Here is a 21761-nt window from a genome sequence, read left to right on the forward strand (position 1 = left end):
CGCCGATGGTACTGCAGGGGGGACCCTGTGGGAGAGTAGGACGCCGCCGAACAATCATTGTGGGAAAGCCCCGCACCGTATGGTGCGGGGCTTTTCTGCTTTTAGGCCCCAGGCCCCATGGCAGCGAGAGAACCAGGACGACCGGCTCGTGCGTCCGGGGCCTTGTCTCTGACAAGCCCCTGCACCACACCCCCTGCACCACACCCCCTGGACCGCCCCTCAGCCGTCCTCTCAGAGCCGCCCCGAAGCCTTGAGAGCCAGGTACGTGTCGGCCAGTTCCGGAGCCAAGAGAGCCGGCGTGGCGTCGACGACGGTGACGCCTTGGCCGCGGAGACGGTCGGCGGTGCGTTGCCGTTCGGCGCGGGTGCGCTCCGCGGCGGCTGCCGCATAGACATCCGCCGGGGAATGGCGGCGGGCGGCCATGCTCTCGATGTGCGGGTCGGCCACCGCGGCCACGATGATCTCGTTGTTCTGCGTGAGGCCGGGGAGGACGGGGAGCAGCCCCTGCTCGACCGGCGCGGCATCGAGGCCGGTGAACAGCACGATGAGGGAGCGGCGCGGTGCGCTGCGGCGGATCGCCGCGGCCAGGCCCCGGGCGTCGGCCTCGACGAGCTCAGGCTCGAGCGGGGTCAGCGCGTCGGTGAGCGCGGGGAGGAGGTCGCGGGCGGTGCGGCCCTGTACGGCGGCGCGTACACGGCGGTCGTAGGCGAGCAGATCGACGCGGTCGCCGGCGCGCGAGGCCAGCGTTGCGAGGAGCAGGGCCGCGTCCATGGAGGCGTCGAGGCGGGGAATGTCCCCGACGCGGCCGGCCGACGTACGGCCGGTTTCCAGGGCGAGGAGGATGTGGCGGTCGCGTTCCGGGCGCCAGGTGCGTACGGCAACGGTCTGCTGGCGAGCGGTGGCGCGCCAGTCGATGGAGCGGGTGTCGTCTCCGGGGGTGTAGTCGCGGAGGCTGTCGAACTCGGTGCCTTCGCCGCGGGTCAGGATGCTGGTCCGGCCGTCGAGCTCGCGCAGGCGGGCGAGCTTGGCGGGGAGGTGCTTGCGACTGGTGAAGGGGGGCAGCGCGCGGACGACCCAGGGGACCTGGTGGCTGCCCTGGCGGGCGGCCAGGCCGAGCGGTCCGTACGAGCGGACAGTGATGCGGACGGCGCGGTGCTCGCCGCGGCGGGTGGGACGCAGGGTCGTGGTGACGCGGCGGCGCTCGGACGCGGGGACGCGGAGGCGGTGCCGGGATTCGTCGAACTCGGTGCCGGGGTGGAAAGCGCTGGGCGGCCAGGCGTCGCGGAGGTCGGCACGCAAGGGACGCCCGGTGGGATTGGTGATGGTGAGGTGCGTGGGGACAGCGTCACCGAGTCGAACTGATGTGTCCCCGGTACGGGTGAACTGCAGCTTTCGCACTGGCGCGGCGAGTGAAAGGTCGCACAGAATTGCTGCAAGCAAGGTGAGTTGGACGGTGAGAATGCCGGTCCAGCCGGGGAGCAGGAGTCCGACGAGGAGCGCGCTGATCGCCGCCAGGAGCGCGGTGCGTCCGGTAAGGGCCATGGCGCGGCTCAGCGGGGGACGGGGAGGTGGGCGAGGACCGCGGAGATGACGGAGTCGGCCGTGACTCCTTCCATCTCCGCCTCGGGACGGAGCTGGACGCGGTGGCGCAAGGTGGGCAGGGCCAGGGCTTTGACGTCGTCGGGAATGACGTAATCGCGGCCGGTCAGCCAGGCCCAGGCGCGGGCGGTGGACAGCAGTGCAGTGGCACCTCGGGGGGAAACGCCGAGGGAGAGCGAGGGGGACTCACGCGTGGCACGGCAGATATCGACGATGTAGGCGGCGATGTCGGGGGACACCGCGGTCTTCGCTACGGCGGCCCGGGCGGCCTCGAGGTCGGCGGCGCCGGCGACCGGGCGTAGCCCCGCGGAGGCCAGATCGCGCGGGCTGAAGCCCTCGGCATGCCGGGTGAGGATGCCGATCTCGTCCTGACGGGCAGGCAGCGGGACCGTCAGCTTGAGCAGGAAGCGGTCGAGCTGGGCCTCGGGCAGCGGATACGTGCCCTCGTACTCCACCGGGTTCTGGGTCGCGGCGACCAGGAACGGCTCGGGGAGGGGCCGGGGCGTTCCGTCCACCGTCACCTGGCGCTCCTCCATGGCTTCGAGGAGGGATGCCTGGGTCTTGGGCGGAGTCCGGTTGATCTCGTCAGCGAGCAGGATGTTGGTGAAGACGGGGCCCGGCTGGAACGAGAACTCGGCGGTGCGCGCGTCGTAGACGAGTGAGCCGGTGACGTCGCTCGGCATCAGGTCAGGGGTGAACTGGACGCGCTTCGTACCCAGGTCGAGCGCTGCCGCGAGGGAGCGGACGAGCAGGGTCTTGGCGACGCCGGGCACGCCTTCGAGCAGTACGTGGCCTCGGCAGAGCAGCGCGACGACCAGGCCGGTGACTGCGGGGTCCTGGCCGACGACTGCCTTGGCGATCTCGGTGCGCAGGGCCTCGAGGGAAGCGCGGGCGCGGTCAGCTGTCGGGGTGCTCACGAGGTGCGTGCCTCTCTTGGAGAAGGATCGAGCGTTTGAGGTCGTCGAGTTGGTCGGCCAGCTGGACCAGGGCCTTGTCGTCGTCGGGCGCGGGGCCGAAGAGCAGGGCGTGCAGGGCCGTACCGGATTCGCCGCGCGAGGCGAGGCGGGCGGCGACGGCCGGGACGAGGACGTCCGCGGTGTGGACGTCGGGGGGAGGCACACCGATGAGGGGAGCCAGCCGGGTGCGGGTGGCGGAGCGCAGGACGGTGGCGGCCTGGTCGCGGGCGTCGGCCTGCTGGTAGAGGCGGGCGCGGCCCTCGGTCGTCTCGGCTGCGGGCACGGTGACGGGCAGCCGTTCGGGGACGAGTGGGCCGAGCCGGCGGGCCCGCCAGAGGGCGGTGAGTACGGCGGCGATGGCCAGCTGCAGCAGTCCCCAGCGCCAGCCGAAGGGGATGAGGTCGAGGAAGGAGCGCTCGCTGTTCTGGGCGGTCGCGGGATCACTGACGGAGGGGAGTTACCAGACCAGATGACGGTGCGAACCGAGGAGTTGCAGGGCGAGGGAGGCGTTGCCCCGTTCGGCAAGGCGGTGGTTGTAGAAGAGTTCGGGGGAGCCGAGCAGCACGGTGTCGCCGGCGGCCCGATCGGTGCCACCCGTCGCGTCGTCCGGCAGGCGGAGCAGGGTGGGCAGGCCGTCGACGAGGTAGCAGCGGTCGGCATCGGGTGCGGAGGTGCGGTAGCGGACCCCGCCGAGGTCGGCGTCGCCGGCGCGGCGGGCGGCGGGCAGGGTGCAGTCCGGTGCACGCACGGTGGTGTCGGTGGGCTCCGCGGCCCGGGTGCCGGGGGCCAGCGCGTCGAGCGCCACCTGGTCGGGGGCGAGGAGGACGGTGCGGGCGGTGGCGCGTTCGGTGGCCGTACGCAGGGCGTTGAGCTGCCGGTCGGTCAGCAGGTTCGGGTTGGTGACCAGCAGGGTGGTGTCAGGGCCTGCCGCGGCGGCGGCCTCGGCGGTGCTGGTGACGACGCGGGTGCTGACGCCCCGTTCGGACAGCAGGGTGGCGAGGGCGCGGCTGCCGGTGGGGTCGGCGGAGCGTGGGTCGAGGCGGCCGTGCTGTTCGCCGGACTTCAGCGCGGCGATGGTGATGCCGCCCAGGGCGAGGACGAGGAGCGCGATCAGCAGACCGCGGGAGCGCGCCCAGATCCTGGCGGCGGTGGGCGACACGGAGGTGGAGTACGCGGTCGGAGCAGTCATCCGGCGGCTCCGGGCCGGGAGTTGGCGAGGTCCGGCTTTGCCTGGCTCAGGTCGGTGTCCAGGGTGCTGAGGAGGGCGTACTCCTCGGCGGTGCCGGGGCGGCGGCCGTATGTGATGCCGTCGAAGGTCCGGGCGGCTGCGCGCAGCCGGTCGGCGTGGGCCGGGAAGGCGCGGCCGGCCTCGGTGGCCGCCTCGTCGGCGGTGCGTCCCGGTGCCGGTGTGAGCAGCGCGCGTTCCTCCAGGGCGAGGACGATCGCGCGCATCCGTTCCTGGGCGGCGGGTGTCCAGTCGCTGCGTGCGGCGTGCGTTTCCGCGGCCGTACGGTGCTCGGCGGCGGTGCGGAGCCGGTCGGGGAAGAGCGCGGCGGCGGTGGTGGGCGTGCGGCGCAGTGCGCCGAGCCGCAGCCGGAGGGCGACGATCAGCAGCAGGACCACCAGGACGACGACGAGCAGTCCGACCCAGCCGCCGGGGGCCACTCCGGCGGCCGCGCTGAAGAGGTCGTCGATGCGCTGCCAGAACCAATTGAGGGCGCGCTGGAGCGGGTTGGGGTCGTACTCGTGGTACCGCGGCTTGGACAGTTCGCGTTCCGCCGCCTCGCGGGCAGGACCGCGCGGGATCTGTACGGGCACGTCGTCGCCGGTGCCCGCGAGGTGCTGCGCGAGCACGGCGACTCTCCCCCCGGCCGGCACCGCATCAGCTCCCGGGAGTGGCGCCGGAAGCGGGGGCCTCGTCGGCGCCGTAGCCGGGGAGCCCGGCCGCGCGCGCCAGTTCCAGGTCGAGGGCCTCGCGCCGGATCCGCTGGTCCATGTACAGCAGCGCGGTGACGCCGGCGCTGATCGGGAAGGTGACGGTCGAGCTGATCACGGCGCCGATGCCGACCACGATCAGGAAGGTCCAGCCGGTGGTGGCGTTGCCGGTCATCCAGCTCGTGGCGCCCTCTCCGCTGAGCACGAAGGCGATGATGGTGGCCGGGATCTGGACGATGAACTCCACGATCACCACGATCAGTACGGTGAGCAGCTGGATGCCCAGCACGCGCCACCAGGCGCCGCGTACGAGCTTGGCGGAGCGGCGCATGGACGTGATGACGCCCTGCTTCTCGAGCATCAGGGCCGGGGCGGCGAGGCAGTAGCAGATCCAGAGCCAGACCCCGGCGACCAGGCCGGCGAGCCCGCCGAGCAGCGCGAGCGCCACACCGGCCGGTGCCGAGCCGAGTACGGCGACGAGGATGCCGGGCACCAGGCCGACCGTGATGACGGCCGAGATGAGCAGAGGCAGCAGGAGGAGCAGGCCGAAGAGGCGGGGCAGTTGCCGACGCGAGTCGCGCCATGCCTCGCCGGCGGAGACCGAGCGGCCCAGGACGGCACGGCTGACGACGATGGTGATCAGCGCGGTGACGATCACCGTGCCGAGCATGGCGATGAACCAAGTGATGCCGCTGGCGGCGAGCTGGCCGCCGGCCTCGCGCATGACCTCGTCGACGTCCGCGCTCGGGTCGGTCCCGAGGGTCATGTTGTCGGTGCCCTGGAACCACACGCCCGTCACGACCGTGGCGACGGCCTGCGTGATCACCGCGACGACGAGCGAGATGCCCATCATGGTGCGCCAGTGCGCCCGCATCGTGGCCACGGCGCCGTCGAGGATCTCGTTGACGCCGAGCGGGCGCAGCGGGATGACGCCGGGCTTGGCCGCAGGAGGCGGCGGGGACCATGCGCCGCCCCACCCGGGCCTGCCGCCGCCCCAGTTGGCGCCGCCGGGGCCGGGCTGCCCGTTCCAGCCCTGCTGACCACCCCAGCCGCGCCCGGCGCCGGGAGCGCCGTCCTGGGGGCCGCTGCCCGGCGCCCCTTCGGTCGGCGCTCCGCCGCTGGGTGCGGACCACTGGCCGGCCGGCGGCTGGTCCTTGGCCCACTGAGCGGAGGGCGGTTGACCCGCCGTCTGCTGCGATGCGGGCGAAGACTGCTGACCAGGCGAAGACTGCTGATCGGTGGTCTGCTGGGGCGTGGGCGCCTGCTGCTGATCCGCCGTCCCCTGCTCGGTCGCCGAGGCGTCCGCGTCCGCGGGCTGCGTGCCGGTGGGCTGCTCGGGCGGGGTGGGCTGCTCCTGGGGGCCGCGGTCCGGCTCGTCGGAGGGGGAGGATCCGGGCGAGGCCCAGCCCGGAGAGTTGTTCATCGTCGCTCCTTCACACTGCCCGTCCGCGGCGGCGGTCGGGTTCCGGGGTCCGCGGTGCCAGTCATCGTGCCATGGCAAGTCCGGTTTCGTACCGGCCCCCTTGTCAGGAAGCGAGGTTCCGGTACCGGCCGGAGAAGTTCCGGTTGTTCCGGCGGCTGTCCCGGTCCTGAAGGCCGTCCGGATCCCGAAGACTGTCCGGGTCCCGAGGGGGGACCTTATGTTTGCCCCGCCGCTGACGGCAGACTGGGCGGATGGCCGATGCGTACGGAGTACGTCAGGCGGGCGCCGCGGCGCCTGCAGTCCCTGCGTTGCGCTGGGAGGAGCTGCCCGAAGGGCCAGTGGTGGTCCTGTTGGACCAGACACGATTGCCCGCGGAAGAAACCGAGTTGGTGTGCACGGACGTACCGGCTCTGGTCGAGGCGATCCGGACGCTGGCGGTGCGGGGCGCTCCGCTGCTGGGGATCGCCGGTGCGTACGGCGTCGCGCTGGCGGCCGCCCGCGGGTTCGACGTGGCCGATGCCGCGGAGAGCCTGGCGTATGTCCGGCCGACCGCCGTCAACCTCGAGTACGGCGTACGGCGCGCGGTGGCGGCGTACGACGCGGCGCTGGCCGCCGGGCAGTCGCCCGAGGAGGCCGCGGGGGCCGCGCTGGCAGAGGCCAGGGCGGTGCACGCCGAGGACGCGCGGGCCAGCACGCGGATGGCGGAGCACGGGATGGCGCTGCTCGGTGAGCTGTTGCCGGGCGGCGGTCACCGCATCCTCACGCACTGCAACTCGGGAGCGCTGGTCTCCGGGGGCGAGGGCACCGCCTTCGCGGTGGCGCTGGCGGCGCACCGGGTGGGAGAGCTGCGACGCCTGTGGGTGGGCGAGACCCGGCCGCTGCTGCAGGGTGCGCGGCTGACCGCGTACGAAGCGTCGCGGGCGGGCATGGCGTACACAGTGCTGCCCGACGGGGCGGCGGGGTCGCTCTTCGCGGCGGGCGAGGTGGATGCCGTACTGATCGGCGCGGACCGGATCGCGGCGGACGGCGCGGTCGCCAACAAGGTGGGCAGCTATCCGCTGGCCGTGCTGGCGCGCTATCACCACGTGCCGTTCGTGGTGGTCGCCCCCACCACGACGCTGGATCCGGAGACCGAGGAGGGCGCGTTGATCGAGGTGGAGCAGCGGGCCGGGCACGAAGTGACCGAAATCTCCCTGCCGCATGTACTCGCCACGGGGATGGAGGCGGGCGTCGGAGTTCCGGTGGCGCCGCTGGGCGCGCAGGCTTACAACCCGGCCTTCGACATCACTCCGGCGGAGCTGGTGACCGCGATCGTGACCGAGGCCGGTGTGGTCTCTCCGGTCACTCGTGACAGCCTGGCGGAAGTGTGTTCCACGTCACGATTCGCTAAGTCACGATCAGGTAATGGGATGATGGCCGAATGAAGGGACGCGTCCTGGTCGTCGACGACGACACCGCACTGGCAGAGATGCTCGGCATCGTGCTGCGCGGCGAAGGCTTTGAACCGTCGTTCGTGTCGGACGGCGACAAGGCGCTCGCCGCGTTCCGCGAGGCCAAGCCCGACCTTGTACTGCTCGACCTCATGCTGCCCGGACGGGACGGCATCGAGGTGTGCCGGCTGATCCGGGCCGAGTCCGGGGTGCCGATCGTGATGCTCACGGCCAAGAGCGACACCGTCGATGTGGTGGTCGGTCTGGAGTCGGGTGCGGACGATTACATCGTCAAACCGTTCAAGCCCAAGGAGCTGGTGGCACGGATCCGGGCACGGCTGCGCAGGTCCGAGGAGCCGGCGCCGGAGCAGCTCGCCATCGGTGACCTGGTCATCGACGTGGCGGGGCACTCCGTGAAGCGGGACGGGCAGTCGATAGCGCTGACGCCGCTGGAGTTCGACCTGCTGGTCGCGCTGGCGCGCAAGCCGTGGCAGGTCTTCACCCGCGAGGTGCTGCTGGAGCAGGTCTGGGGATACCGCCATGCCGCGGACACCCGGCTGGTCAACGTCCACGTGCAGCGGCTGCGCTCGAAGGTCGAGAAGGACCCGGAGCGGCCGGAGATCGTGGTGACGGTGCGTGGCGTCGGCTACAAGGCCGGGCCCAGCTGACATGCTCCGGGACGGTTCGGCTCCGGAGGGGACGCGGGGGCGGGCCGCTGACGCGGCGGATGACATGTCCTTCTTCGAGCGCTTCGTGCGAGGCGGGCAGCAGCTGCTGCCCGACGGGGCGGCCACCGGGCCGGTCCACCCCATGCTGCGCCTCATCGGCCGCTGGGTGCGCCGGCCGCTGCTGCCCGCCATGCGGCTGTGGCGGCGCAACATCCAGCTACGGGTCGTCGCGACGACCCTGCTGATGTCGCTGGGCGTGGTGCTGCTGCTCGGCCTCGTGGTCATCGGACAGGTGCGGAACGGCCTGCTGGACGCCAAGCGGCAGGCCGCGCAGAGCCAGGCCGCAGGCGGCTTCGCCGTGGCGCAGCAGATGGCCGACGGCGCCGGTGACATCCGCGGGGACGACACCCAGCGCCCCGGGAACCGCGGCGCGCAGGACTCCGCGACCTGGCTCACCAGCCTGGTCGAGCAGCTCGCCAGCGGCGGCCAGGGCGTGTTCTCGGTGGTCGCGCTGAGCTCGGACTCGGCTGTCGAGCAGCCGTTCGTGGACGACAGCCCCGGTATCCGCGGTCCGCGTGCTTCGGGCGACGTGGACCCGGAGCGGAGCGTGCCGGCGGAGATGCGCCGGAAGCTGGACAAGAAGGCGGGTACGTACCGCGAGTACACCCAGATCAAGCGGGTCGGGTCGGACGAGGGCGAGCCCGCGCTGGTCATCGGCAAGCGGCTGGACGACGTCAACAGCAACCCGTACCAGCTCTACTACCTGTTCTCCTTCAGCCAGGAGGAGAAGTCGCTCAGCCTCGTGAAGGGCACCCTCGCCACGGCCGGGGTCTTCGTCGTGGTGCTGCTCGGCGCGATCGCGTGGCTGGTGGTGCGGCAGGTCGTCACCCCGGTACGGATGGCCGCGGGGATCTCCGAGCGGCTGGCCGCCGGCCTGCTGCAGGAGCGGATGAAGGTCACCGGCGAGGACGACATCGCGCGGCTCGGTGAATCGTTCAACAAGATGGCGCAGAACCTCCAGAGCAAGATCCAGCAGCTGGAGGCGCTCTCCCGGATGCAGCGCCGCTTCGTGTCCGACGTGTCGCACGAACTGCGGACGCCGCTGACGACCGTACGAATGGCCGCCGACCTCATCCACGACGCGCGCGAGGACTTCGATCCGGCGACCGCGCGCTCGGCCGAGCTGCTGCGCGGGCAGCTCGACCGGTTCGAGTCGCTGCTGGCGGACCTGCTGGAGATCAGCCGGTTCGACGCGGGGGCGGCCGCGCTGGAAGCCGAGCCGATAGACCTCCGGGACGTCGTCAACCGGGTCATCGAGGGCGCAGAGCCGCTGGCCGAGGCCAAGGGCAGCCGCATCGTCGTGCGCGGCGCCGAGTATCCGGTGATCGCCGAGGCGGACGCCCGGCGTGTGGAGCGGGTGCTGCGCAACCTGGTGGTCAACGCGGTCGAGCACGGCGAGGGCCGGGACATCGTCGTACGGCTGGCCTCCGCGGGCGGCCGGAGCGGCGGCGCGGTGGCCATCGCGGTGCGCGACTACGGCGTCGGGCTGCGGCCCGGAGAGGCGACGCGGGTCTTCAACCGGTTCTGGCGCGCCGACCCGGCCCGGGCCCGTACGACCGGCGGCACGGGCCTCGGCCTGTCCATCGCGGTCGAGGACGCCCGGCTGCACGGCGGCTGGCTCCAGGCGTGGGGCGAGCCGGGCGGCGGTTCCCAGTTCCGGCTGACGCTGCCGCGTACGGCGGGCGAGGCGCTGCGCGGCTCGCCGATCCCCCTGGAGCCGGAGGACTCGCGGCGCAACCGTGCCCGTAGCCGCGCGGCCGGGCACCGCGCCATCGAGGCACGCAAGCCCGTGATCACGGTCCCGGCCCAGTCCGGGAACGGCGCCACAGGCACCCCGGACGCGTCGCACGGCGGCCCCGCGCACAACGGGACGGCGCAGGGCGGCACTGTGCACAGTGGCACCGTGTACAGCGGTGCTGCGCACCACGGGGCGGGATCGAACGGGGCGGGGCCCAAGGAGGCGCCGGCCGGCGACACCACGGACGCGCACCGCCATACGGGTACGGACGCACCTGCCCGCACGGGTGAGGCCCGGGACGGCGAGGAACGGGAGGACGAGCTACGTGATCGGCGCTGATCGCGGTCGCGGCCGCGCCGGAAGGCGACACCGGGGCCGCCGCCTCCGTACCGTCGCGGTGCTCGCCACCGGGGCGATGCTGCTGGCCGGGTGCGCGTCGATGCCGGACGAGGGCGAATCGCTGCCGGTCGACCAGGCATCCCGCGCGGACGCCGACTCGCAGGTGCGGGTCTACGGCGTGCCGCCGCAGGACGGGGCGCAGCCGACCGACATCGTGCGCGGCTTCCTCGACGCGCTGACCAGTGACGAGGCCAACCTCCGCACGGCCAAGCAGTATCTGGCGGCGCCCGCCCGCAAGACCTGGCAGCCGTTCGCGACCACCAAGGTCCTCCAGGAGCGCCCCAAGGCCGCCCCGGAGGGCATCCCGGCCAACCGCGAGGACGCCAAGGGCTTCACCGTCACGCTCGAGGGCACACAGGTGGCCACGGTGGACCGCAAGCACGCCTACACGCCCCAGGAGAAGGCGTACCACGAGACGATGCACCTGGTCCGTGAGAAGGGGCAGTGGCGCATCGACCGGCTGCCGAACGGGCTGGTGCTGGGGCTGCCGGACTTCCAGCGCATCTACCAGCCCGTCAACAAGTACTACTTCGCGTCCTACAAGTCCGAGGCCGGGGAGCCGAGGGCGGGCAAGGACGTGCTCGTCGCCGACCCCGTGTACCTCCGGCAGCGGATAGATCCCGTCACGGCCAGCGTGAACGCGCTGCTGCAAGGGCCGACCAACTGGCTGCACCAGGTGGCGGTTTCCGCGTTCCCGAGGGACACGCACGTCACGCGGCCCACTCTGACGCTGGACGACTCCAACGCGTTGCGGGTACGGCTCAGCAAGGAGGCGACCGGTGCGGACGGCAACCAGTGCCGCCGGATGGCCGCCCAGGTGCTCTTCACGGTGCAGGGCATGGCGCGCGCTTCGAAGGTCAGCGAGGTGGAGCTCCAGAAGAACAGCGGCGACTCGCTGTGCAAGCTGAAGCAGGAAGAGGCGGCGGACCGTTTCGGCCAGCAGGCCCGGGTCCGGCACACCGCGCTGGAGTACTACGTCGACGGTGACCACCGGGTGGTCAGCATGACGGACACCGCGACCGACGCGACCCCGGTGCCGGGGCCACTCGGTACGGGGAAGATCGCGCTGCGCTCGGTGGGCGTGGCACACGGCGAGGAAACCGCGGCCGGCGTCTCGCTGAACGGACGCGCGCTGTACGTCGCCGCCCTGGACGAGATGTCCAAGCGGGCCGAGGTACGGCTGCGCAGCAAGGCGAAGAACGAGACGGACGGGCTGACCGCGCCGAGCTGGGACGGCCTGGGCGATCTCTGGATCGCGGACCGGGACGGCGACGGGTCGCGGCTGCTGCGGCTGCGGTCGGGCAAGGGCGAGCCGCAGGAAGTCGCGGTTCCCGGGCTCGGCAAGCGGCGCATCAAGTCGATCAGGGTGGCGTCCGACGGCATCCGGATCGCGATGCTCATCGAGGACAAGGGACGGACGACCCTGCAGCTCGGCCGGGTGGAACGCGGCGGTACGGCGATGAACCCCAAGCTGTCCGTACAGGCGCTGCGCCCGATCGCGCCGCAGCTCGAAGACGTGGTGGCCGCTTCCTGGGCGGGCGACAGCCGGCTGGTCGTGGTCGGCCGGGAGTCCGGCGGGGTGCAGCAGATGCAGTTCATGGAGACGGACGGTTCCGCGTCCAACACGCAGACGCTGCCCGGTGTGAACGGCGTCGAGGCGGTGGCGGCCTCGGAGGACGAGACCAGGCCACTGATCGCGGACGCGGACGAGGGCATCGTCCGGCTGCCGGTCGACGCGAACTGGAAGACGGTGGCGACACGCGGCACGGCACCGGTCTACCCGGGCTGAGCCGGGCCGCCGGCATGAGCCGGGGCCGAGGGCGAGCCGAGTCGCGTCGGGTCGGTGACGAGTCGGGGCGGAGCGATCGAGCCCGTCCCGTCCTTTGCAACCCACCAGAGCACATTTCCGCAGGTCAAGCGGCCTTTTTCTGCGCTGCTTCCGGGCGGTCCACGGAAGTTATCCACAGGGGTGGTGGGCAGGCGGCGGGGGCGGGACAGTGGAGACATGCGGGGGTTGTGGCGGGAATTCGCCGGGCTGGTTCTGCCGGTCGGCTGCGCGGGGTGCGGCCGGCCGCGGACGGAGCTGTGCGAGGAATGCAGGCGGTCGCTGTGCGCCGGGGGCGGGCAGACGGCCGGGAGGCGGCGTGGGCCGCGGCGGGTGCGGCCGAGCCCGGCGCCGCCGGGGCTGCCGAGGGTGTACGCGGCGGCCGCGTATGCCGACGCGGTACGGGCGGTGCTGCTCGCGCACAAGGAGCGCGGTGCGCTGGCCCTGGCCGCGCCGCTGGGCGGGGCGCTGGCGGGCGCCGTGCGGGGCCTGCAGGCCGGTCCGGGGCCCCTGCTGCTGATACCCGTGCCGTCCGCCCGGAGCGCCGTGGCCGGGCGGGGACACGATCCGGTGCGCAGGATCGCGCTGGCGGCGGCGCGGGAGCTGCGGCGCGGCGGGAGCGGGGCGCGGGTGCTGGCCGCGCTGCGGCAGCGGCGGGCGGTGATCGATCAGGCGGGGCTCGGCGCGCGGCAGCGGCAGCTGAATCTCGCCGGTGCGCTGGAGATCGCCGGCGCCTGCCGGCTGCTGGACGGCGGGCGGGTGGTGCTGGTGGACGACCTGATGACCACCGGAGCGTCGCTGGCCGAGGCGTCGCGGGCGGTCAGAGCGGCAGGAGGGAGGGTGACGGGAGCGGCTGTCGTAGCGGCCTCGCCCGGTGCTTTCGAAATCAATTGGAACTGACCGAGAAAATTCATCGTTGCAGGTACTGAGGGCAAAAAATCACTCAAACGGAGCTGGCCCCCGTGAGGGGGTGCCGACAACCCCCCAAGCGAGCTATGTTCGGTTGTGAGGACTTGGCAGACGCTTTGCCTCGTATGCCGGATAGGTGCGATTCGTGGTGCCGGCAGAGATGCTGAAAACGGCTGGAGTGGAGTCCTGGTACGTGGGGGAGAAGGAGGTGAAAGTCGCCAAGTCCGAGGCTTCGGCAATCACCGGGGCCTGGTGCAAGAAGGAATTGCTCCGCCCACCGAGCGGAGCGATCCGGGAACGGAGTTCTGCGTGGACATCGTCGTCAAGGGCCGCAAGACCGAGGTGCCCGAGCGGTTCCGCAAGCACGTGGCCGAGAAGCTGAAGCTGGACAAGGTCCAGAAGCTCGACGGCAAGGTGATCAGCCTGGACGTCGAGGTGTCCAAGGAGCCCAACCCGCGACAGGCCGACCGTTCCGACCGGGTGGAGATCACTCTCCGCTCCCGTGGCCCGGTGGTCCGGGCCGAGGCGGCTGCCGCCGACCCGTACGCCGCGCTCGATCTGGCCACGGCCAAGCTCGAGGCGCGACTCCGTAAGCAGCACGACAAGCGACACTCGCGGCGCGGCAGCGGACGCATTCCGGCGAGCGACGTCGCCGTCAGCGTCCCGGACGCGGCGCGGCTCAACACCAACGGCGAACTGGCCGGCGAGGAAGCGACCGCCGAGGAGAAGGTGCCGACCACCCGGATCGGGTCGCTGGAGGTCCAGGGCGAAGGCCCCCTGATCGTCCGCGAGAAGACCCACTCCGCGGCGCCCATGGCCCTCGACCAGGCGCTTTACGAGATGGAGTTGGTCGGACACGACTTCTATCTCTTCGTCGACGCCGACACCAAGCAGCCCAGCGTGGTCTACCGGAGGCACGCATACGACTACGGCGTCATCCGTCTGAACTCCGATCCGTTCGCGGACGGAGCGCCCACCGACGCCGGTGGGGCGCTCGGCGGCTGACGCCACTCCCGAGGTGCCCCCGGCGCACGCCGGGGGCGCCATTGTGGCCGCTGTGAGCAGGAGTTGAGACCGTATAGTGTCTGTGCGGCCAGGGTGTTCAGGCACGAAGCGGCGACATGCCGGGGAGACGATGTGTGTATGGCGCTGATCGGGCTGGCCGTAGCGGGCTGTTGTCAACCAGCCTTATGAGAAAGCTCAGGCCCTCCGGGCCGAGTAGTTGACGGGGAGGAACGATGGGGGACAGCTTCGGGCCCGTGCGCGATGAAGCGGACGATGACGGTGTCGGCGCGACCGACGATGCCGGCTCGGACGCGGCAGCGTCCCGCAAGGAGCCGATCAGAGTCCTGGTGGTGGACGATCATGCGCTCTTCCGGCGGGGCCTGGAGATCGTGCTGGCCCAGGAAGAGGACATCCAGGTCGTCGGCGAGGCCGGGGACGGCGCGGAGGCCGTGGACAAGGCCGCTGACCTGCTGCCGGACATTGTGCTGATGGACGTCCGGATGCCCCGGCGGGGCGGTATCGAGGCGTGCACCTCCATCAAGGAAGTAGCCCCCAGCGCGAAGATCATCATGCTGACGATCAGCGACGAGGAGGCCGACCTCTACGACGCGATCAAGGCGGGCGCCACGGGGTATCTCCTCAAGGAGATCTCCACCGACGAGGTGGCCACGGCCATTCGCGCGGTCGCGGACGGACAGTCGCAGATCAGCCCCTCCATGGCGTCCAAACTCCTCACGGAGTTCAAGTCGATGATCCAGCGGACGGACGAGCGGCGGCTCGTTCCGGCGCCGCGGCTCACCGACCGCGAGCTGGAAGTGCTGAAGCTCGTCGCCACGGGGATGAACAACCGCGACATCGCCAAGGAACTGTTCATCTCCGAGAACACCGTGAAGAACCACGTCCGCAACATCCTGGAGAAGCTGCAGCTGCACTCCCGGATGGAGGCGGTCGTGTACGCGATGCGCGAGAAGATTCTGGAGATCCGCTAGCCGGGCACGCACCGGCGGGGGACCGTCAGCCGGACGCGTAGCGATCGGGCCCGTCAGCGGAGCGACCATCCGCCGACGGGCCCCGCCGTGTCCGCCGCGTCCCCCGTGCCCCGCCTCACGTCAGCCGGGACAGTTCGGTGGTGAGGGCGGCGAGCAGCGCCGGGTCGTCGCAGCGGTCGATGCGCACGGTGTCGCAGTCGACCCAGGCGGCGGCCTCCACCAGGGCCTGAGCCATGGGGCGCACGGCCTTGGGGCCCTGCATCGAGACCTGCCGGGCGACCAGCGTCGTGCCCTCGCGGGCCGGGTCGACCCGGCCCATCAGCTTGCCGCCGGCGAGCAGGGGCATGGCGAAGTAACCGTGTATCCGCTTGGGCCTGGGGACATACGCCTCCAGCCGGTGCGTGAAGCCGAAGATCCGCTCCGTGCGCGGGCGGTCCCAGATCAGTGAGTCGAACGGCGAGAGCAGCGTCGTGCGGTGCCGGCCGCGCGGCGGCCCGGCCAGCGCGGCCGGGTCGGCCCAGGCGGGCTTCCCCCACCCCTCGACCTCGACCGGCACCAGCCCCGTGTCCTCGATGACCGCGCTGACCTGCTCGCCCTTGAGGCGGTGATAATCCGCCAGGTCCGCGCGAGTGGCCACGCCCAGGGCCGCGCCGGCCTGCGCGACGAGGCGGCGCACGCACTCCGTGTCGTCGATGCGGTCGTGCAGCAGGGCGTCGGGAACGGCGCGCTCGGCGAGGTCGTACACCCGCTTCCAGCCGCGGCGCTCGGTGCAGACCACCTCACCGGTGTCGAGGAGCCACTCCACCGCGATCTTCGTCTCGGACCAGTCCCACCACTCCCCGCCGTTCCGCCCGCCGCCGAGCTGGGTCGTGGTGAGCGGGCCGTCGGCCTTGAGGCGGTCCAGGACGGCGGCGCAGGAGCGCTCGGAGTCCTGCATGACGTGCCAGCGGTGGCCGCGTGCCCGCATGGCCCGGCGCCGGAACGCGAAGTGCGGCCACTCCTCGATCGGCAGGATGCAGGCGGCGTGCGACCAGTACTCGAAGCTGTGCGGCTCGTACGGGGAGCCGGGCGCCGGGTCGGCGCCGTCCGCGTCCGCGCGCGGGGTCCAGTACGCCGACTCCACGGCCGGGCGGCCGACCGGGCCGAGGCGGGCGTACGGGATGAGCTCGTGGGAGCGGGCCAGCACGGAGATCGTGTCGAGCTGGACGGCACCGAGCCGGCGCAGCACGCCGCGCACGCCCGCGCGGCGGTCGGGCGCGCCCAGGAACCCTTGGGCACGCAGCGCGAGGCGGCGCGCTTCGTCGGCGGACAGGCTGGTCACGGGCTGCGCTGCGGGCACGGCTGTCATGCGGATCAGCGTAGGACCGGCCACTGACAACGGCCCGGAGAATCGATCAATCGTTCCCCGCGGGCTTCTGTGCGGCGGCTCGGACGGCTCGTTCCTCGTATGGCAGGTACGGCGTCTCGGAGGGGAGGCCCAGGTCGGAGGGGAGGAGGGAGGCGGCCCAGGCGTCGCGGCGGGTGCCGCCATGAGGGATCTTCGCGCGGATCGTGCCCTCCATGCGGAAACCGGTCTTCAGGGCGACCGCCCGTGACGCTTCGTTGCCGGCCTCCGCGTACCACTCCATGCGCTCCACCCCGAGGTCGGTGAACGCCCAGCGCACGATGGCGCGGGCCGCCTCGACGGTGTATCCGCGGCCGCGCTGCTCCTTGGCCGACCAGTACCCGAGCTCGGCCTGCCGTTCGGGCGCGGCGAGCCGGCTCATCCGGACCAGGCCCGCCGAGCCCACGAGCGTGCCGTCGCCCGCCGGACGGCCGTCCTCCTTGAGCGTCACGGCGAAGGTGTACGTGGTGTCCTCGCGCCAGCCGCGGTCGGTGAACGGGCCGACGAAGTCCTCCGCGTGCGCCCGCGTGTACGGCGAGGGGACGGTCGTCCAGCGCGGGATGTCGGGGTCCTGACAGGCGGCGTGCACGGCCGCGGCGTCGGCCGGGCGGAAGGGCCGCAGGACGAGCCGTTCGGTGATGAGGGTGACGGGTTCCATGGCAGCAGTGTGCGTATTGGCCGCGGCGGGGGCGAAGGAATTACGCTGCGCCACGGGCGCGCCCGGTCCCGCTTTCGCGGCGCGTGAGCCGGAACATGTTCCGGCCGTGCAGCGGCACCTTCCGCGGGCCTCGCGCGTTGTCGTAGCGAGAGGACGAGGAGAGGTGACCGACAGTGTCCTAGCGAGCCGTGGAAAGTTGTGGAGAAGGGACAGGGGCCTTCGGGCGACGGACCTCCCTGCGTAGCGGGGTCCTCCCTTACGATGGCCGTTGCGGCGGGGCCTGCCCCTTGGAAAAATGCCGCGCCCGCGCACCGACCGTGCACAGGCCCGACCGGCGAGGAGACCAGCCCAAGTGTCCGTCTTGACGAAGATCATGCGTGCAGGCGAAGGCAAGATCCTGCGCAAACTGCACCGCATCGCGGGCCAGGTCAACTCCATCGAAGAAGACTTCGTCAAACTCTCCGACGCCGAGCTGCGGGCCCTCACCGACGAGTACAAGGAGCGGTACGCCGACGGCGAGAGCCTGGACGACCTGCTCCCCGAGGCGTTCGCGACCGTCCGTGAGGCCGCCAAGCGCGTGCTCGGCCAGCGTCACTACGACGTCCAGCTCATGGGCGGCGCCGCGCTGCACCTCGGGTACGTCGCCGAGATGAAGACCGGTGAGGGCAAGACCCTGGTCGGCACCCTGCCCGCGTATCTGAACGCGCTGTCCGGCAAGGGCGTCCACCTCATCACGGTCAACGACTACCTGGCCGAGCGCGACTCCGAGATGATGGGCCGGGTCCACAAGTTCCTGGGTCTCTCGGTCGGTTGCATCCTGGCGAACATGACGCCGGCGCAGCGCCGCGAGCAGTACGCCTGCGACATCACCTACGGCACGAACAACGAGTTCGGCTTCGACTACCTCCGCGACAACATGGCCTGGTCGCAGGACGAGTTGGTCCAGCGCGGCCACAACTTCGCGATCGTCGACGAGGTCGACTCCATCCTGGTCGACGAGGCCCGTACGCCGCTGATCATCTCCGGTCCGGCCGACTCCGCGACGAAGTGGTACGGCGACTTCGCCAAGCTGGTCAAGCGCCTGAAGAAGGGCGAGGCGGCCAACCCGCAGCGCGGCGTCGAGGAGACCGGCGACTACGACGTCGACGAGAAGAAGCGCACGGTCGGCATCCACGAGTCCGGTGTCAGCAAGGTCGAGGACTGGCTCGGCATCGACAACCTCTACGAGTCGGTCAACACCCCGCTCGTCGGTTATCTGAACAACGCCATCAAGGCGAAGGAACTGTTCAAGAAGGACAAGGACTACGTCGTCATCGACGGCGAGGTCATGATCGTCGACGAGCACACCGGCCGTATCCTCGCCGGCCGCCGTTACAACGAGGGCATGCACCAGGCGATCGAGGCGAAGGAAGGGGTGGAGATCAAGGACGAGAACCAGACCCTCGCCACGATCACCCTCCAGAACTTCTTCCGCCTCTACGACAAGCTCTCCGGCATGACCGGTACGGCCATGACCGAGGCGGCCGAGTTCCACCAGATCTACAAGCTCGGCGTCGTCCCCATCCCGACGAACAAGCCGATGATCCGCAAGGACCAGGCGGACCTGATCTACCGCACCGAGGTCGCCAAGTTCGCCGCGGTCGTCGACGACATCGCCGAGAAGCACGAGCAGGGCCAGCCCATCCTGGTCGGCACGACCTCCGTCGAGAAGTCCGAGTACCTCTCGCAGCAGCTCAACAAGCGCGGAGTGCGGCACGAGGTGCTCAACGCCAAGCAGCACGACCGGGAGGCGTCGATCGTCGCCCAGGCCGGCCGCAAGGGCTCCGTCACGGTCGCGACGAACATGGCCGGACGCGGTACGGACATCAAGCTCGGCGGCAACCCGGACGACCTGGCCGAGACCGAGCTGCGCAGCATGGGCCTGGACCCGGTGGAGCACGTGGAGGAGTGGGCGGCCGCGCTGCCCGCCGCCCTGGAGAAGGCCGAGGCCGCGGTCAAGGCGGAGTTCGAGGAGGTCAAGGAGCTGGGCGGGCTCTACGTCCTCGGTACCGAGCGGCACGAGTCGCGCCGTATCGACAACCAGCTCCGCGGTCGTTCCGGCCGGCAGGGTGACCCCGGCGAGTCCCGCTTCTACCTCTCGCTCGGCGACGACCTGATGCGCCTCTTCAAGGCCCAGATGGTCGAGCGCGTGATGGCCATGGCCAACGTTCCGGACGATGTGCCGATCGAGAACAAGATGGTGACGCGCGCCATCGCCTCCGCGCAGTCCCAGGTCGAGCAGCAGAACTTCGAGACGCGGAAGAACGTCCTGAAGTACGACGAGGTGCTCAACCGCCAGCGCGAGGTCATCTACGGCGAGCGCCGCCGCGTCCTGGAGGGCGAGGACCTGCAGGACCAGGTCAAGCACTTCATGGACGACACCATCGACGCCTACATCCAGGCGGAGACGGTCGAGGGCTTCGCCGAGGAGTGGGACCTGGACCGGCTGTGGGGCGCGTTCAAGCAGCTCTACCCGGTCAAGGTCACCGTGGAGGAGCTGGAGGAGGAGGCCGGCGACCGCGCCGGGATCACCGCCGAGTTCATCGCCGAGGCGATCAAGGACGACATCCACGAGCAGTACGCGGCCCGCGAGGAGCAGCTCGGCTCGGAGATCATGCGGGAGCTGGAGCGCCGCGTGGTCCTGTCGGTCCTGGACCGCAAGTGGCGCGAGCACCTCTACGAGATGGACTACCTCCAGGAGGGCATCGGCCTGCGGGCGATGGCCCAGAAGGACCCGCTGGTGGAGTACCAGCGCGAGGGCTTCGACATGTTCACCGCCATGATGGAGGGCATCAAGGAGGAGTCCGTCGGCTACCTGTTCAACCTGGAGGTCCAGGTCGAGCAGCAGGTCGAGGAGGTCCCGGTCCAGGAGACGGCGGAAGAGGCCCCGGCGGTCCAGGACGCGGTGCCGGCGCAGGCGGGCGCCGGCGGCCGGCCGGAGATCCACGCCAAGGGCCTGGACGCGCCGCAGCGCCCGGACCGGCTGCACTTCTCCGCGCCGACGGTGGACGGCGAGGGCGGGGTCGTCGAGGGCGACTTCACCAACGACGCCGTGCCGAGCGGCCAGACCCGCTCGGAGTCCGACGGTCTGACGCGCGCCGAGCGCCGCAAGGCCCAGAAGGGCGGGCGGCGCCGCAAGAAGTGACCGAGCCGGCTCGGCCGGCGAGGTGAGACGGGCCGGGGTGCCGCAGCGGAAGGCTGCGCCCCGGCCCTTCGCGTGGCCGCTCACCGCCCGTCTACGTACGGTCCGGCGCGCGCTGCCGGTGCCCGTACGGCCGGTGCTCGCTGCCCGTGTGCGTACGGCCGGTGCAGGCCGATCGCTGTCCTCACACCGTCCGGCTCCAGACCGAGACGGAGGGGCCGATGTCCAGGGCTGCGCAGCGCCAGCGGGCGTCGCGGCCGCGTTCGAGGCGGAAGGCGAGGGCCCGTACGCGTTCTCCGGCGGTGATCCGGGCGAACGCCTCGATGACGCCGCTGCGTGGGCAGTACACGCCGCACTCGCGAACCTCGGGGTCGGGGCCACGGTGGTGCCGGCCGGTGGGCCGCAGCGGGGCCTGCGGGGCGAGTTCCACGAGGCGGTCGTAGGCGGCGGGCAGGGCATGGCCCAGCAGTGCGTGTACGGGGCGCCGGCCGCTCAGGGTGAGCACCAGCTGGTCGGCGAACCAGCGGTGCGGCACCCGTGCGGCGGCGCGGCGGCGGGCGGCGGCCTGCGAGAGGGCGGTCTGTGAGGCCGCCGGCTGTGAGGGGGCGGTCTGCGGGAGGCGCGGCGTGGTGCGCGGGCCGCCGGGGCGGCGGCTGTCGCGGCGGGTGGACGCGGGCTTGGATGCGGGCCTGGACGTACGCGTGGATGTGGTCATGGTGGAGATCCCCCGTTCTGCCGGTCCCGTTGGATACCGGGCAGTAGCTCCTGTGGTGGGGCTCTTCTATCGAGGGGGCCGGCGGTGCGGCAAGGCGGCCGGAGGCGGGGGCAGGGGCCCCGGAAAATTCACCTATCAGGGTGATGGGCGGTGTGCGGGAGGGATGGGATCAGGCCACAGCGGGTGTCCGGCGGGGCGCCCGGGAGGGCCGTACCGGCAGCACGAAGGGGGACCCCCGCCCGTATGCTGGCTGCCTGCGCCCCAACCGAACAAGTACCCAGCAGTCCGAACGAAAGCGGCGGCCACCATGCGTGTCTACGTCCCCCTGACGCTCCCCGGTCTCGCAGAGGCGTACAAGGCGGGCGAGCTGGGCTCCGGCCCGCTGGACGCCTTCGCCGTCACGCCCGCGCTGCGCGAGTGGTACGTCTCCGACGACATCGAGGAGCTGGAGTACGCCGCGCTGAACCGTGCCGCGCAGGCGTCGCTGCGGCTGCTGGCCACGGACCCGCGGGCCGCCCGGCGGCGGGTGGTCGTGGCCGTCGACGTGGCCGACGGTGCCGCTTCCGTGGACCCCGACCGGGGGCTGGACAGGTCGGGGCTGGGCGTCGTGCGGGTGGCCGGTCCGGTGCCGATGAAGAAGGCGGCGGCGGTGCATGTCGACGCCGACGACGCGGAGCCGGACGTGACCGCCGCGGCGGCGGCGCTGGGCGCGGCGGACCAGGGCGACGACGACGCGCAGTTCACGGTGGACGGGGCCGAGGACCACGAGCTGATGTGGTTCGGCGTCCAGGAGATCCCGAACCTGATCGGCTGAGGCCGGGCCGCCGCCCTCTCCGTAAGGCCCCGGGAGGCCCCCGTAAGGTCCTGAACTGCTGCTTCGTCGTCGA

At 71.7% G+C, this 21761-nt stretch carries 16 protein-coding genes and 1 pseudogene; 9 read left to right on the plus strand and 8 right to left on the minus strand.

Translation table 11 applies throughout. The features are described 5' to 3' along the window. Nucleotides 1-231: 231 nt before the first annotated feature. The 5 genes and pseudogenes from IG84_RS0136380 to IG84_RS0136400 form a co-directional block, all read right to left on the minus strand. Nucleotides 232-1542: a DUF58 domain-containing protein gene (locus IG84_RS0136380; protein WP_031067463.1), complete on the minus strand. Its 1311-nt coding sequence runs from the start codon at nt 1540-1542 to the stop codon at nt 232-234. An 8-nt stretch (nt 1543-1550) separates the two neighbouring features. Then, a complete protein-coding gene (locus tag IG84_RS0136385; protein WP_031067465.1) occupies nt 1551-2516 on the minus strand; it encodes an AAA family ATPase in 966 nt (321 codons plus the stop codon). Beyond that, nucleotides 2497-3744: pseudogene (locus IG84_RS38490) on the minus strand (DUF4350 domain-containing protein). Before IG84_RS38490 ends, IG84_RS0136385 begins: the two are co-directional and overlap by 20 nt. Then, nucleotides 3741-4409, minus strand: a complete 669-nt coding sequence (locus IG84_RS0136395) for a DUF4129 domain-containing protein (protein ID WP_078649897.1) — start codon at nt 4407-4409, stop codon at nt 3741-3743. Before IG84_RS0136395 ends, IG84_RS38490 begins: the two are co-directional and overlap by 4 nt. Before the next feature lie 28 nt (nt 4410-4437). After that, the gene (locus IG84_RS0136400; RefSeq protein ID WP_031067469.1) at nt 4438-5913 is read right to left on the minus strand and encodes a DUF7544 domain-containing protein; all 1476 of its coding nucleotides are present in this window, start codon (nt 5911-5913) and stop codon (nt 4438-4440) included. A 251-nt stretch (nt 5914-6164) separates the two neighbouring features. Between IG84_RS0136400 and mtnA the strand changes: the two genes are divergently transcribed. The 7 genes from mtnA (at nt 6165) to IG84_RS0136435 (ending at nt 14936) form a co-directional block, all read left to right on the plus strand. Next, nucleotides 6165-7337, plus strand: a complete 1173-nt coding sequence (gene mtnA, locus IG84_RS0136405; protein WP_031067471.1) for an S-methyl-5-thioribose-1-phosphate isomerase — start codon at nt 6165-6167, stop codon at nt 7335-7337. After that, nucleotides 7334-8011, plus strand: a complete 678-nt coding sequence (gene mtrA, locus IG84_RS0136410; RefSeq protein ID WP_030250475.1) for a two-component system response regulator MtrA — start codon at nt 7334-7336, stop codon at nt 8009-8011. The genes mtnA and mtrA overlap by 4 nt, the downstream gene beginning before the upstream one ends. Before the next feature lie 64 nt (nt 8012-8075). Then, on the plus strand, nt 8076-10148 hold the full coding sequence (gene mtrB, locus IG84_RS0136415) for an MtrAB system histidine kinase MtrB (protein WP_281179410.1): 2073 nt from the start codon (nt 8076-8078) through the stop codon (nt 10146-10148). Nucleotides 10149-10224: 76 nt separating this feature from the next. Next, nucleotides 10225-11997, plus strand: a complete 1773-nt coding sequence (locus IG84_RS0136420; protein WP_078649902.1) for an LpqB family beta-propeller domain-containing protein — start codon at nt 10225-10227, stop codon at nt 11995-11997. Between the two features lie 216 nt (nt 11998-12213). Then, nucleotides 12214-12933 carry a ComF family protein gene (locus IG84_RS0136425; RefSeq protein WP_031067478.1) on the plus strand — a complete coding sequence of 240 codons (720 nt, stop codon included), beginning with the start codon at nt 12214-12216 and terminating at the stop codon, nt 12931-12933. Between the two features lie 318 nt (nt 12934-13251). Then, on the plus strand, nt 13252-13947 hold the full coding sequence (gene hpf, locus IG84_RS0136430) for a ribosome hibernation-promoting factor, HPF/YfiA family (RefSeq protein ID WP_031067480.1): 696 nt from the start codon (nt 13252-13254) through the stop codon (nt 13945-13947). A gap of 233 nt (nt 13948-14180) precedes the next feature. Then, complete coding sequence (locus IG84_RS0136435) at nt 14181-14936, plus strand: response regulator (RefSeq protein WP_031067482.1); 756 nt, start codon at nt 14181-14183, stop codon at nt 14934-14936. Nucleotides 14937-15051: 115 nt separating this feature from the next. Here the strand turns inward: IG84_RS0136435 and IG84_RS0136440 are convergent, their stop codons facing one another. Together IG84_RS0136440 and IG84_RS0136445 are read right to left on the minus strand one after the other, a co-directional pair. Then, entirely contained in the window at nt 15052-16284 is a 1233-nt protein-coding gene (locus IG84_RS0136440) for a winged helix-turn-helix domain-containing protein (protein WP_037801379.1), read from the minus strand. A 46-nt stretch (nt 16285-16330) separates the two neighbouring features. After that, entirely contained in the window at nt 16331-16978 is a 648-nt protein-coding gene (locus tag IG84_RS0136445) for a GNAT family N-acetyltransferase (RefSeq protein ID WP_031067486.1), read from the minus strand. 352 nt (nt 16979-17330) lie between these two features. On the opposite strand from IG84_RS0136445, the gene secA reads away from it, so the two are divergent. Beyond that, nucleotides 17331-20162: a preprotein translocase subunit SecA gene (gene secA, locus IG84_RS0136450; RefSeq protein WP_031067489.1), complete on the plus strand. Its 2832-nt coding sequence runs from the start codon at nt 17331-17333 to the stop codon at nt 20160-20162. A 181-nt stretch (nt 20163-20343) separates the two neighbouring features. Here secA and IG84_RS38495 read toward each other — a convergent pair whose 3' ends face one another. Continuing rightward, nucleotides 20344-20874: an Rv3235 family protein gene (locus tag IG84_RS38495; protein ID WP_063761931.1), complete on the minus strand. Its 531-nt coding sequence runs from the start codon at nt 20872-20874 to the stop codon at nt 20344-20346. Between the two features lie 307 nt (nt 20875-21181). Between IG84_RS38495 and IG84_RS0136460 the strand changes: the two genes are divergently transcribed. Continuing rightward, nucleotides 21182-21688, plus strand: coding sequence for a DUF6912 family protein (locus IG84_RS0136460; protein WP_031067493.1), 507 nt, complete (start codon nt 21182-21184; stop codon nt 21686-21688). Nucleotides 21689-21761 lie beyond the last annotated feature (73 nt).

The sequence above is a fragment of the Streptomyces ochraceiscleroticus genome (assembly GCF_000720485.1).
Taxonomy (GTDB): domain Bacteria; phylum Actinomycetota; class Actinomycetes; order Streptomycetales; family Streptomycetaceae; genus Streptomyces; species Streptomyces ochraceiscleroticus.